This is a genomic window from Desertivirga arenae (genome assembly GCF_017355785.1).
Lineage (GTDB): Bacteria > Bacteroidota > Bacteroidia > Sphingobacteriales > Sphingobacteriaceae > Desertivirga > Desertivirga arenae.
In genome coordinates, this window is the sequence record NZ_JAFEWE010000002.1 from 534,120 (window position 1) to 546,989 (window position 12,870).

The 12,870-nt window shown below is 40.2% G+C and carries 11 protein-coding genes; 4 read left to right on the forward strand and 7 right to left on the reverse strand.

All coding sequences use genetic code 11. The features are described from left to right. Positions 1-9: 9 nt before the first annotated feature. Positions 10-2,811, reverse strand: a complete 2,802-nt coding sequence (locus J4N24_RS06250; RefSeq protein ID WP_207532799.1) for an FtsK/SpoIIIE family DNA translocase — start codon at positions 2,809-2,811, stop codon at positions 10-12. Between the two features lie 124 nt (positions 2,812-2,935). On the opposite strand from J4N24_RS06250, the gene J4N24_RS06255 reads away from it, so the two are divergent. Further along, positions 2,936-3,589 carry an ankyrin repeat domain-containing protein gene (locus J4N24_RS06255; protein WP_207532800.1) on the forward strand — a complete coding sequence of 218 codons (654 nt, stop codon included), beginning with the start codon at positions 2,936-2,938 and terminating at the stop codon, positions 3,587-3,589. Here the strand turns inward: J4N24_RS06255 and J4N24_RS06260 are convergent. The 3 genes from J4N24_RS06260 to pyrF form a co-directional block, all read right to left on the reverse strand. Then, positions 3,586-3,807, reverse strand: coding sequence for a PspC family transcriptional regulator (locus J4N24_RS06260; RefSeq protein WP_207532801.1), 222 nt, complete (start codon positions 3,805-3,807; stop codon positions 3,586-3,588). The genes J4N24_RS06255 and J4N24_RS06260 overlap by 4 nt on opposite strands. Before the next feature lies 1 nt (position 3,808). Then, positions 3,809-5,089, reverse strand: a complete 1,281-nt coding sequence (locus tag J4N24_RS06265; protein WP_207532802.1) for a DUF2851 family protein — start codon at positions 5,087-5,089, stop codon at positions 3,809-3,811. A 282-nt stretch (positions 5,090-5,371) separates the two neighbouring features. Then, on the reverse strand, positions 5,372-6,199 hold the full coding sequence (gene pyrF, locus J4N24_RS06270) for an orotidine-5'-phosphate decarboxylase (RefSeq protein WP_207532803.1): 828 nt from the start codon (positions 6,197-6,199) through the stop codon (positions 5,372-5,374). Positions 6,200-6,426: 227 nt separating this feature from the next. Here pyrF and rho point away from each other — a divergent pair, with 227 nt between their 5' ends. Then, positions 6,427-8,085 (forward strand): transcription termination factor Rho, encoded by a 1,659-nt coding sequence (gene rho / locus J4N24_RS06275; RefSeq protein ID WP_207532804.1) that lies wholly within the window; start codon positions 6,427-6,429, stop codon positions 8,083-8,085. Between the two features lie 83 nt (positions 8,086-8,168). Next, positions 8,169-8,891 (forward strand): CDP-diacylglycerol--serine O-phosphatidyltransferase, encoded by a 723-nt coding sequence (pssA, locus tag J4N24_RS06280; protein WP_207532805.1) that lies wholly within the window; start codon positions 8,169-8,171, stop codon positions 8,889-8,891. Between the two features lie 80 nt (positions 8,892-8,971). Here the strand turns inward: pssA and J4N24_RS06285 are convergent, their stop codons facing one another. Together J4N24_RS06285 and folK are read right to left on the reverse strand one after the other, a co-directional pair. Beyond that, positions 8,972-9,349 (reverse strand): Hpt domain-containing protein, encoded by a 378-nt coding sequence (locus tag J4N24_RS06285; RefSeq protein ID WP_207532806.1) that lies wholly within the window; start codon positions 9,347-9,349, stop codon positions 8,972-8,974. A gap of 6 nt (positions 9,350-9,355) precedes the next feature. After that, complete coding sequence (gene folK, locus J4N24_RS06290) at positions 9,356-9,841, reverse strand: 2-amino-4-hydroxy-6-hydroxymethyldihydropteridine diphosphokinase (RefSeq protein WP_207532807.1); 486 nt, start codon at positions 9,839-9,841, stop codon at positions 9,356-9,358. Positions 9,842-9,928: 87 nt separating this feature from the next. Here folK and sppA point away from each other — a divergent pair, with 87 nt between their 5' ends. Continuing rightward, the gene (sppA, locus tag J4N24_RS06295) at positions 9,929-11,692 is read left to right on the forward strand and encodes a signal peptide peptidase SppA (RefSeq protein ID WP_207532808.1); all 1,764 of its coding nucleotides are present in this window, start codon (positions 9,929-9,931) and stop codon (positions 11,690-11,692) included. A 39-nt stretch (positions 11,693-11,731) separates the two neighbouring features. On the opposite strand, the gene J4N24_RS06300 is transcribed toward sppA, so the two are convergent. Continuing rightward, positions 11,732-12,835: an AI-2E family transporter gene (locus J4N24_RS06300; RefSeq protein WP_207532809.1), complete on the reverse strand. Its 1,104-nt coding sequence runs from the start codon at positions 12,833-12,835 to the stop codon at positions 11,732-11,734. Between the last annotated feature and the right edge of the window lie 35 nt (positions 12,836-12,870).

Consider the following 12,870-nt stretch of genomic DNA (forward strand, 5'->3'; position numbering starts at 1 on the left):
GTGTGTTTCTTATTTATTCAAATTGTCTAAAAACTGTTCCAATGCATAATCATCCGGAATTAACACCTCTCTCGCTTTGCTACCTTCGAAAGGCCCTACAACTCCCGCAGCCTCCAGTTGATCGATCAGCCTGCCTGCCCGGTTATACCCTAACTTCAACTTGCGCTGAATTAAGGAAGTGGATCCCTGCTGATGCATAACTATCAACCGGGCAGCGTCCTCAAACAGAGGATCGCGATCGCTTGGATCAAAATCCTTAACACTTCCACCCTCGCCGTTCTCGTCAATATACTCAGGTAACATCCAGGCAGATGAATATCCTCTTTGCCCTCCTATATACTCAGAAATACGCTCTACCTCAGGAGTATCAACAAAAGCACATTGAAGGCGTATAAGATCATTACCGGTAGAAAAAAGCATATCTCCCCTACCTATCAGCTGGTCGGCACCACCACTATCAAGGATAGTTCTTGAGTCAATCTTAGAAAGAACCCGAAAGGCCAGCCTTGCAGGAAAGTTGGCCTTAATTGTGCCGGTGATGATATTTACAGATGGACGTTGAGTAGCAATAACAAGGTGGATCCCTACGGCACGTGCTAACTGTGCTAAACGCGCAATGGGAGTTTCTACCTCTTTACCTGCTGTCATCATCAAATCTGCAAACTCGTCAACTACCAGCACTATAAAAGGTAAGAACCTGTGACCCTCCTCAGGGTTTAATCGGCGGTTGACAAATTTGTTATTATACTCTTTTAAATTCCTTACCTGCCCGTTTTTCAACAGATCATAACGCTGATCCATTTCTATACACAGTGAATTAAGAGTATTTATTACTTTCTTAGTATCAGTAATGATAGCATCTTCTTCTCCCGGAAGTTTAGCCAGGAAATGCCTTTCAATGTTCCTGAATAAAGTCAACTCTACTTTCTTCGGATCCACCAGCACAAACTTCAGTTCCGAAGGGTGCTTTTTGTAAAGAAGAGATACCAGGATCGAATTAATACCTACTGATTTACCCTGACCAGTAGCCCCTGCTACAAGCAAGTGTGGCATTTTTGCAAGGTCGGCTACAAAAACTTCGTTGGATATTGTTTTGCCAAGAGCAAGCGGAAGGTCCATCCCAGCATTCTGAAATTTATCTGTAGCCAGAACAGAACGCATTGCTACCATCTCGGGATGTGAATTTGGAACCTCAATACCAATAGTTCCTTTACCTGGCATTGGGGCAATGATACGGATGCCTAAGGCTGCAAGACTTAAAGCGATATCATCTTCAAGGTTCTTGATCTTAGAGATACGGACACCTGGCGCAGGAACGATTTCATACAAAGTAACCGTAGGACCGATAGTTGCCTTAATCTTATCAATTTCAATATTGTAATGATTAAGTGTCTCTACGATCTTATTTTTATTGGCTTCAAGTTCCTCCGCATTAACATTGATCTTGTTAGTTCCATAGTTTTCTAAAAGATCAAGATTAGGGTATTTATAAGAAGCAAGGTCCAGCTTGGGATCATACTGTCCAAACTGCTCAACTAAGGTTTTTGCTGTTACTTCCTCTGCTATGGGTTCAATTTCAAGCTCAAGTTCCTGATCAGGTACAATCGTTTCCAAAACTAATTCAGTTTCTTTCTCAGCAACTGGTGGTTCAATGGCTTTTTCGAAAGAAAGTTCTTGTTCGTAAGCTGGCGACTCTTCCTCTGGAATGTGATTTATCTCCAGATCTCTCACCTCATTTTTAGGAAGATTGAAAGCTACCGGCGGTACGGCAGCGCTCGCTCCAAGGGCAGATGCTGCACCTGCTCCAATTACAGTTTCAAAAACCGGCGGTTTTGGAACAACGAATTCTGGCTCTTTCTCTGGCTCCAGGATCACAGGTGGTGCTATCCTTTCCTGCCGTAGCGGTTCTCTGTTAACTGGCCTTTGGAGGTCCTCAACCTGAGCTTCCTGGTGTATTATGCGATTGCCCTTAACCGCAAATTCCACTGGCTCGGTCCTGAAGTCGTCCTCGTTCTCAATGTCATGCTCATCATCACCATCTTCCAGCTCATTATCCTCATTAAAGGGAATTACGGTCTGACCAGATTTCTTCTCTCTCTTTGGAATCTTAAAGTCAATGTTATAAGCTATGATCAGGGCAGATAATCCAGCAAAAGCCAAAATACCAGCCGTTCCTGTATTTCCAATTTGAGCTTGTAATAAGCGATTGGACCAGAAGCCAAACTCTCCCTCCAAAAAATGAGGATATTCTGAAAGAAACCCATGAAAGAAGGCCAGACTAAGTGAAGTGAATATTAGCAGGAAAAAAGAATAACCAAGCGTTTTAGATATAGAGGCTAGTTTAACTTTAAACAAAAGGCGGTATCCTATAATAAAAAATACACCGATAAATACGAAAGAAGCTACTCCGAACCATTCGTAAATAAATTGATGAGACAGCAAGGCCCCGAACTTCCCGAGCCAGTTTTCCACCTGCGGATTAATGACTCCGGCGCGCTGTAGCTCCTCTACGGGTTTAAAAAGATTATCCCAACCTCCATTGGCATCAATTACGAAACTTTGATCATCTTCCCAGGTAAATAAATACGAGGTAAATGCCACCAGAAAGTAAAGCGACAATATCAGGAAAAACAAGCCTGTTATTTTGTAGAGTCTGCCATAGTCAATATTTATTGATGGCAAGATGTCTCTCCTCTCCTTTTCTTTCTCTCTCTCTCTCTCTTTAACGATACGCTCCCGGAAGGACGGTTTCGCCGCTCCCTGCTCATCTCTAAAAGTATTTGACCTAAACTGATTTCCTTTAACCGGCATGAATTATCGACGGGTTTGAACAGACAAATATAAGGCTATTATATTGCGTACCTGAAATTAGATTTTTATTAAAGCTACAAATTTACTTGTAAAACCTTTTTCCTTTTTACTATTATTGCTCTAGATGAGTTATATAGAGCTAATTGAAGAGTATATTCAGGCTGGGAACACTGCGGCATTAAATGATCTGCTCAGCACCTATCCAAATTTGTCAACCGCTAAAACTAGTTTTAACGCTTCGCCTTTAATGCTTTCCTGCTATTATAAAAAACCAAAGGTGACAGCTCTTCTATTGAACTATATTAAAGATCTAACCATTTTCGAAGCTTCGGCCGTTGGAAAATTTGATAGTGTAGCAAATATCATTTATCACCGTCCGGATCTTATGAATACATTTTCGGATGATGGGTATACGCCTTTAGGATTAGCATGTTATTTTGAGAAGGAAGACGTTGCCCGGTATTTGCTGTTGAAAGGCGCCGACCCAAACATACCTTCCCGCAATGGATATAATGTCTACCCTATTAACTCAGCAGTGGCAGCAAATAATGGAGATATTACTAAGATATTACTGGAGGCAGGGGCGGAAGTTAATGTGGCACAATCATCTGGAGTAACTCCTCTTCATTCTGCTGCACATCATGGAAATATCGAGATCCTCGTCCTTTTGCTTGAAGCAGGAGCAGATGTTACAGCAAAAACCGGTAGAGGAAAAACAGCTTCAGAAGTTGCAGCGGCAAGTGGGCATGTTGCAATCTCAAGGATACTGAGCGTCTAAAAATCCCAGATCCTGGTACGAATTCGCTTCATGTACGTTTTGATACCAAGAACGAAAGCTGCTAAAAAATAAAATATTAAAGGGAATCCTACCGCAAGAAACGACGAGTAGATGAAAAAAAGCCTGATTTTAGAAATAGACATATTGAAACGTTGTCCCAAATAAGTGGAAACGCCAAAGGATCGTCTTTCAAAATATTCCAGAATACGCTGTATCATATCAGGTTACCTTTAAGATTTTTGCTCCAACCGCACAATTTAAGCATTTTTTTTGATCGCAATAGTTTTTCTTCAACTGCAACAATCCTTGTGACCTAAGCGCATTTATAGGTAGCACACCTATTTGCTTAAACCGTGCAACAATATGATTTGTTTCGGCGGGAATACTTTCTAAAAAACTTATTGCTCTGTCTGCTATTTTCGAATTACCCATATTTCGTCCATAAGCAAACAGGGTGATAACGACAGTATTCAGTATTATATTGTAAATCGCTTCATCCCCGAGATTAAAAGCTACCTTCTCTACCTTTTTGCCGAATCTGTAATGGGTTTTCCAATACTCATTAACAGGAAGATCTTTGAAGAGTTTAATAGCCTCCTTTACCTCGCTCAACTCTAAAATTTTCGAAAAAAGATGACTGGACTTTACAATAAGAGCTGCAAATTGTGCCAGCCTTAGAGTGGGGAAATTTTGTGGGCGAAGCCTAAGAAATTTCCATAGATGCTGATCGATGGCCTTCAACCTAAACTTCTTCTGAAGGAACAGGTATTCAAGTTTTAAGGTTTTAGAATACGTGTCTTCTGCCATTTCAAGAAAACCGGATTGCCCGAAAACAAGAGCTTCAATTTGAAAAGGACTACTCTTATGTTTTGATAAAATTTGCTGAGGAAGCGATTTGGCAAGGAGTTCGAATGGAAGTGAATTCGTTTTAAAACCGAAGTTCCGGGCCAGGAGTATATAAAAAGTATCGTCCCAATTCCCTCTATGCTCTTTCAATAAGGAAAACACAGCTGTAGTTTTTTCTTCAAGGCGTTCTACCGATAGGCGTAATAGCCAGTTCTCAACCTGAAATTCGTCTACATTAAATAGTAATTGTTCGCATGGGATCCATGACAAATTTTCCATAAGATCTTTATATCTAAGCTGAAGCCCCGGCGCAATCAGGTCCTTTAACTCTAAGGTAAGGATGCGACTACCATCGTTGCGAAAAACGGGCTTATCATCCTCATACACCACATGTAAAATCACGTTATTATAGGCCTTATCTTCTCCGTGACTATGTCTGTGCCAATCTGAAGAACGAAGATGTATTTCTACGTTGCCAACCCAGGTCGTGTTTCCGGTACGGATCTTCGCATTTTCGAAATCGGCCCCCGAGTCCTTATTGTGCAAACCTGTTGCCAGGATTGCAATTTTCTGCCCTGTTGTTAATTGTAGATCTTGTTGAGGAAACAGCCTGTATTTCCAAAGAAAATGGAGAAAGTCTTCCTTAAAGGTCATGAGTAGTTTAGGATTGATTCTCAGTAAAGTTATCGGAAAATTTTTTAATTTGAGGACTGAAGAAATGGAAAAATAAATGGTATTTTAAACTACCATTCAAAGGTAAATAGGCCCTGATTTCCTGGATATCAAATCAGGCTTAATATATACGAGTTTATACCAGGCCTGTATTTGGTTTATTAAACATAGACTTGGTATAGACTCTGTATTCTTTTCTTCCAACAAAAGGTACAGAATAGTAATCTGCTGATGGAAGACGATATTACTTACAATGTTTAAGGATTAAAAAATGCGTTTTAATGCTTCGGCCATTTCCTGTTGCACCTTTAGCGCTTCTGCCCTTGCAGCTTCCGCAAAATCTTCTCCTGTTGATGCATAAATAATAGCGCGGGAGGAGTTAACAAGCAGACCGCAATCTCTATTCATTCCGTATTGGCAAACTTCCTGCAAGCTTCCTCCCTGCGCACCTACTCCCGGAACAAGCAAAAAATTGTCAGGAGCGTGCTTCCTGATTTCAAGGAACTTTTCTCCGCGGGTTGCACCTACCACATACATTAATTTATCAGCATCTGCCCAAGTAGAAGATGTTTTTATTACCTTTTCAAAAAGCTGCTCATTATCTGTATCCATGAGATTCTGAAAATTTGCACTGCCGCTATTTGATGTAAGCGCTAACAGGATAACCCATTTATCATCAAAATTAAGGAATGGCATTACCGAATCAGAGCCCATGTAAGGTGCCACGGTTATCGAATCAAAGCTCATACCCGAGGCTTTTTCATTGAAGAAGGCTTGCGCATACATTTCAGAAGTATTTCCGATATCACCGCGCTTTGCATCAGCTATACTGAAAGTGTCCTTTGGAAGATATTCCCAGGTTTTAATCAGGCTCTCCCAACCTTTAATTCCACGGCTTTCATAAAAAGCAGTGTTGATTTTATAAGAAACGCAAAGATCTTTCGTTACATCTATGAGCCGTCGGTTAAATTCATATATCGGGTCTTCAAAATCAAGTAAGTGTTTTGGGATCTTGTTAATATCAGTATCTAATCCCACACATAAGAAGGATTGTTTTTTCCTGATTTGATCAATAAGCTCTTGTCGTTTCATAATTTCAGATCAAAGTAAATGAAAAACCTTTACGCAGATAAAAACTTTTTTTAAATTTTGTTATTATCAAATTAATACAGTAGAATTGTAGCGTTATCTCAATTTTATCTTCCAATCCGGAAGGGAAAAATCACTGGAAATTTCGTCTAATCATTTTGCGAATTCTTTTCCCTTGGGATGCTGATAAATTCTTACTGATAAAAAATCCAAAATAATATTTCAAATAAATGGGAGAAATTATTGAATTGAACGATAAGCTTGTTTCTGAGCTTCGTGAGATTGCAAAAACCTATGGTATTGCGGAGGCCGACTCATTACGCAAACAAGAACTAATTACCAAAATTAAAGAACAACGCGAGCTTATTGCAGCTGCACGTGACGATTCTCCTGAAAGTTCACCTGCTGAAACAGCAGCTCCGGCAGAGGAAGAAGCTAAGCCTAAGAAACGTGCTCGTTCAGTAAAACCGAAGGTAGACGCTGTTGAATCAGCGCCTGGTGAAAGCCCAAAAGAAAACACCTTATTTGATGCTCCTGCAGAAGAGGCTCCAGCCGCACCTGCAGTTGTTGAAGAACCAGCGGCTGAAGAAGTTAAACAAGAAGCGCCTCCGGTTAGGGAACGCGTTCGGATTGAAAGAAGAATAGTAACTCCTGCCGGTAACGGAAGCGTAAATAATGGCTATTCACGTTCTCAGGAAAGAGATAATCGTGCTTCTGAATACAATTCTTCTGCTCAGTCTTCCGCTGCTCAACCTCCTGCAACAAATCTTGATTTCGATAATGTAATCGTTAATGAAGGAGTTCTGGAGATCATGCCTGACGGCTATGGTTTCCTTAGATCATCTGATTACAATTACCTTACATCTCCTGACGACATATATGTTTCCCAGTCTCAGATTAAATTATTTGGTCTTAAGACAGGAGACACTGTACGTGGAAGTATCCGTCCTCCTAAAGAAGGTGAAAAGTATTTCCCTCTTGTAAGAGTTGAAGCGATTAATGGACGTGTACCTGCTGAAGTTAGAGACCGCGTACCTTTTGATTACTTAACTCCGCTGTTCCCGACTGAACGACTTAACTTGTTTGCTGAAACAGGCACTCAGTCAACCAGGATCATGGACTTATTTACACCGATAGGTAAAGGCCAACGTGGATTGATCGTAGCTCAACCTAAGACAGGTAAAACAATGTTATTGAAGGATGTTGCTAACGCAATTGCGAAGAATCATCCGGAAGTGTACCTGATTATATTGCTTATTGACGAAAGGCCTGAAGAGGTTACCGATATGGCGAGAAGCGTACGGGCTGAAGTTGTTTCATCTACATTTGATGAGCCTGCAGAGCGTCACGTAAAAATTGCAAATATCGTTTTGGAAAAAGCAAAACGGATGGTAGAATGTGGTCATGACGTAGTTATCCTTCTTGACTCAATCACACGCCTGGCACGTGCATACAATACAGTTGCTCCTGCTTCCGGTAAGATCCTTTCAGGTGGTGTTGATGCAAACGCATTACACAAACCAAAACGTTTCTTCGGTGCGGCAAGAAATATAGAAGACGGTGGCTCTTTAACAATTCTAGCAACAGCTCTTATTGATACTGGATCTAAAATGGACGAGGTTATCTTTGAAGAGTTTAAAGGAACTGGTAACATGGAGCTTCAGTTGGATAGAAAATTATCTAACAAACGAATCTTCCCTGCTATTGACCTTACTGCATCCAGCACCCGTCGTGATGATCTTCTTCACGATAGAGAAACACTTCAAAGAATCTGGATCCTTAGAAATCACCTTGCCGACATGAATTCTCAGGAAGCAATGGAGTTCTTATTGGGACAAATGAGAGGTACTAAGAGCAATGAAGAGTTCTTAGTTTCAATGAACAGTTAATAAGCTAAATACAAAAGTAATATAAGGGTACAGTCGTAAAAACTTGTACCCTTATATTTGCTATGTACATTTATGCTAGAAACATGAAAAAACATATACCTAATGCCATTACCTGCTTAAACCTGCTAAGTGGCTGCTTAGGGATAGTTTTCGCCTTTAACTCTTCATTAATTGTTAAAGGATATGAAAACTTAAGTTACGCAGCTTATGCCATCCTAGCTGCAGCAATCTTTGACTTTCTTGATGGTGCAGTGGCCCGTCTTCTTAAGGCCTACTCCGATATTGGCAAAGAACTGGATTCTCTGGCAGATATGGTTAGTTTTGGAGTTTTACCCTCTGTTATCGTTTACCAATTATTTTTAAAGGGAGAACAGATTGAAGGAGTAAGCAATTACATAAGTTATTCTGCTTTTCTCATTGCAATATTTTCAGCTTTGCGACTTGCAAAATTCAATGTTGATGTTAGACAGAGCGAAAACTTCATTGGTCTGCCAACACCCGCTAATGCAATGCTGATTGGTTCGCTGCCATTGATTATTGCACATTCAAGTCCGTTTTGGAAAGCTTATATTTTAAATCCTTTTTTTCTTTTTATTTTCAGTCTTGGTATGAGTCTGTCCCTGGTGATGGAACTTCCGCTTATATCCCTGAAATTTAAAAATTTGGATTTTAAGGAGAACATGCTGCGCTATATTCTGATCCTCTCATCGATCTTCGCGATCCTTGTATTCAAATTTGCAGCAGTACCTATAATTATTTTCCTCTATATCATTCTCTCAATAATACAATTCAGAGTGATCAGGTAGAAGTATTAGAAAGGAAAGAGAATCCTTTCTAATTGTATTGCGATAAAGTTCTGTAGAAATTATAAAGGAATTAAAGGCGATTACAGTTTCGCCTCTAATTCCTTCTTGATCTTATTAAGATTGTCGTAAAGATCCTCACATCTTGCATTGATGTTGGCAAACATTCCTGGAATTTCAGAAACATTGTCGTCTGAACGTGCCTTACGCTCAATATCAGCCATTATGTCTTTTGCTTCTTCAATACCCATAAAAGCAAGTGTCGGCTTAATTTTGTGTGCTACATCTCCTACAGATTTCCAATCCTGATTGGCAATAGCTTCAGATAGTTGATCAAAGTAAAGCGGGGTTTGCTCAATAAAAATATCGATCATTTCTATCATGAACTCTTCGCTTCCTCCGGCGATATCGCTCAGATAGGTCATGTCAATTTCAAAACCCTTATTGTTTCCTTCAGCCATTATTATTTAAAATTTAATTTTTTGTACGTACAGTTCGTCACTAAGTTCCAAAGCTATAGATTTTATTGATTTTTTTAACAAAGGATGAATAAAGTCAGGTGCAATCTCTAACATTGGCTCTACTGCAAACCTTCTGACATGAAAAAAAGGATGGGGAACCTTTAAATCCAATTCATCAATAACTTCGTCTGAATAGAAAAGAATGTCTATATCTATCACTCTCGATCCCCATTTCTCAATTCTTTCCCTTCCCAGGATTTTCTCTATCTCCAGCGCTGATCTCAAAACATCCTTGGCACTATGCTCCGTTACTAAAGCTAACACTTGATTAAGGTATTCAGGTTGTGCATCTACTCCCCATGGAGCTGTTTCATATAAAGAAGATCCTTGCTTTATTGCACCAACCTTCTGGATCAGGAGCTCAGTCGCTTCATGCAGGTACTGCTCGCGATTTCCCATATTACTCCCCAGTAATAAATAAACTTCCTGCATGAACCTTATATCTTATATATGTGTTGTAACGTTTCAAAGATATCTATATCTAACGTATACTTGCACAAATAATTAAGCTCAGCGCGGATGAAAAGTTTTTTTAAAATGGCATTTGCCTCTATGGTTGGAATGCTATTTTCCTTCTTTGCAATATTGCTAATCTTTATTTTAGTTGTAATGGCTGTTGCATCTAAAACGGATGAAGAAGTGGAGGTTAAGGCCAACTCGGTTTTACACATTCCCTTAGATTATCCGGTGGTTGAACGCGGACACGATGATCCATTCAGTAAATTAGACATAAATGCGTTTGGAAAAAGTAAAAGCGTAGGATTAAATGATGTCTTAGCAGCAATCAGGAGAGCGAAAACTGATGATAATATTAAAGGTATTTACCTTGACCTAAGCAGTCTTCAAGCCGGATATGCCACGCTTGAAGAAATAAGGAACGAGCTTTTGAATTTCAAAAGGTCAAAGAAATTTATTCTGGCCTATAGCGAGGTGTATACAAAGAACAGCTACTATCTGGCTTCTGTAGCTGACAAAGTTTATTTAAATCCAGAAGGCATTGTGGAGTTCACGGGCTTTAGTTCCCAGCTAATGTTCTTCAAAGGGTCCCTGGAAAAACTCGGAATAGAGCCGCAGATTATCAAGGTAGGCACTTACAAAAGTGCAGTTGAGCCCTTTATACTTGATCGGATGAGCGACCCAAACCGTCAGCAAGTAACTTCTTTCCTCGGTTCTCTGTATGATCACTATCTAAGCTTAATAGCAACAGCTAGAAAAATTCAGAAAGACTCTTTATTTGCGATAGCTGATCAGTTAAAAGTAAGAAGCCCTAAAGACGCTGTAGCTTTCAAACTGGTAGATGCATTGCGTTATAAAGACGAAGTTCTTGATGAGTTGAAATCAAGAAGCGGAATTGAAAAAGACAAGGATGTAAAATCAGTTACTCTAACTGACTATATAAAAAATAATGAAACTGAAGACGGAGATTATAACACCAGAATTGCTATAGTATATGCTTCAGGAGAGATCACTGGAGGAGAAGGAAATGACGAAACGATAGGTTCTGAAAAAATTTCCAAAGCAATCCGCAAAGCCCGTATGGATGATAAGGTGAAGGCACTGGTCTTACGCGTTAATTCACCGGGGGGAAGTGCTCTTGCCTCCGATGTAATATGGCGGGAGGTTGTGCTAACCAAGAAAGTAAAGCCGGTAGTTGTTTCGATGGGAGATCTTGCTGCATCAGGGGGCTACTACATTTCCTGCGCGGCTGATTCAATATTTGCTCAGCCTAATACAATTACAGGTTCAATCGGCGTTTTTGGAATCATACCTAATATGCAAAACTTCTTCAACAATAAGCTGGGCATTACGTTCGACGGAGTTAAAACTGGTACCCATGCCGACCTTGGCACCATTACCAGACCGCTTACACCTGAAGAGAAGCTGATCATCCAAAACGAAGTGAACCGCATCTACGACTCCTTTACAAAACGTGTTGCTGAGGGACGAAAGAAAACACAACAATATGTAAATGAGATTGGTCAGGGACGAGTATGGAGTGGTTCTGAAGCACTAAAAATTGGATTGATTGATAGACTTGGCAACATTGATGACGCAGTACGATCTGCTGCAAAAATGGCAAAAGTTACAGATTACAGGATTGTTTCTTACCCGGTGCAAAAAGAAGGACTTAGTGCATTGTTCGACAAATCAGGTGATAAATTGCGTGTTTACTTCGCAAAAAAAGAGCTTGGAGATCAATATGAATATTACGAAAAGCTCAAGGCTGCAGTGAATTTAAAAGGTATCCAAACAAGGATGCCATTTGATATAAGTCTTCAATAGACCTTACATAAAAAGCCCGGTTGGTCAGGATCGGGCTTTTTACTTGTCATCAGAAGATTCTCCGGCATTCTTGGCCTTATTACTAAAGATTCCTTTTATCTTATCCACCCAGGGCTTAGTAGGAGCCTTTTTCTTCTCCTCCCCTATTAAATACCCATAGGGTTTCAGTTCTTCAATATTGTCACAAACTATTTTAAGCATTCCTAAAAGAGGAATAGCCACGACCAGGCCGGCAACACCCCAAACCAACTCGCCAACAACTAATGCTATTATGGTGAACAAGGGGTTAATATTTACTTCCGCACCCACAACTAAGGGCTCGATAATGTAGCTCTGGACAAATTGCACTACAAAATAAGTTAGGATAACGCCTACTACCAATCCCGCTCCGCCCCCCTGGGTTACAGCCATCAACACGGTTAAAGCAGTACCTGTCAGGTTTCCTACGAACGGAATGATCTCCAGGATACCGCAAAGGATTGCAAAGAAAATAGCATTCTTAATTCCTGCGATTGAAAAGCCGATACCGTACAGGATCCATAGCATGATGATCATCATAGTGAGACCGGAAAGATACTTATAAGAAACAAGGGTAGTATCATGTACAATCTTCTCCGTCATCTCTTTCCTATTCTCAGGCACAACTTTAAGAAGGAATTTCTTTAGATGATTTCGGGATATGAGGAATATAAAAATATAGACAACTACCAGGATAAAATCCACAGCAAGGCCTAACGTGTTTGAAACCACTTTACCCATACTTCCTCCTGACGATCCTGAGGACTGCAATAACTTTTTCTGCTCCTGTTCCGTTATCCCTAATTTGGAATGAATGAATTCCTGCAACTGATGGATTAGGTCCGAGACCTTCCCCTGCATTTGAGAAAAGTCTTTTGCAATGTCCGACATTTGCCAGATCAATAAGGCTACAATTCCGGCGAGAACGCCTGCTAAGACCAGAAGACCAAAGATGGCAGAAACTGGCCTGCTAAAGCCCCTGCCCTCAATACGCTTGCACAGCGGTAACAATAGCATGGCAATAATAGCCGCCAGGGTAAAAGGGAACAAAAACGGCTTCGCATAATAAAGTCCCGCAAAAATTAAAGAGAATAAGAGAAGTACTTTAACCGCCTTGTTTAACATGCTTTAGATTTATATAAGTGTGAATTATTCTCAGA

What these genes read in the sequence shown, in the direction of transcription:
- folK (WP_207532807.1), bottom strand. Translation starts at nt 9,841, where the DNA reads ATGCAGGAAGTTTATTTATTACTGGGGAGTAATATGGGAAATCGCGAG.
- J4N24_RS06265 (WP_207532802.1), bottom strand. Translation starts at nt 5,089, where the DNA reads ATGACCTTTAAGGAAGACTTTCTCCATTTTCTTTGGAAATACAGGCTG.
- J4N24_RS06255 (WP_207532800.1), top strand. Translation starts at nt 2,936, where the DNA reads ATGAGTTATATAGAGCTAATTGAAGAGTATATTCAGGCTGGGAACACT.
- J4N24_RS06260 (WP_207532801.1), bottom strand. Translation starts at nt 3,807, where the DNA reads ATGATACAGCGTATTCTGGAATATTTTGAAAGACGATCCTTTGGCGTT.
- J4N24_RS06250 (WP_207532799.1), bottom strand. Translation starts at nt 2,811, where the DNA reads ATGCCGGTTAAAGGAAATCAGTTTAGGTCAAATACTTTTAGAGATGAG.
- sppA (WP_207532808.1), top strand. Translation starts at nt 9,929, where the DNA reads ATGAAAAGTTTTTTTAAAATGGCATTTGCCTCTATGGTTGGAATGCTA.
- J4N24_RS06285 (WP_207532806.1), bottom strand. Translation starts at nt 9,349, where the DNA reads ATGGCTGAAGGAAACAATAAGGGTTTTGAAATTGACATGACCTATCTG.
- rho (WP_207532804.1), top strand. Translation starts at nt 6,427, where the DNA reads ATGGGAGAAATTATTGAATTGAACGATAAGCTTGTTTCTGAGCTTCGT.
- J4N24_RS06300 (WP_207532809.1), bottom strand. Translation starts at nt 12,835, where the DNA reads ATGTTAAACAAGGCGGTTAAAGTACTTCTCTTATTCTCTTTAATTTTT.
- pyrF (WP_207532803.1), bottom strand. Translation starts at nt 6,199, where the DNA reads ATGAAACGACAAGAGCTTATTGATCAAATCAGGAAAAAACAATCCTTC.
- pssA (WP_207532805.1), top strand. Translation starts at nt 8,169, where the DNA reads ATGAAAAAACATATACCTAATGCCATTACCTGCTTAAACCTGCTAAGT.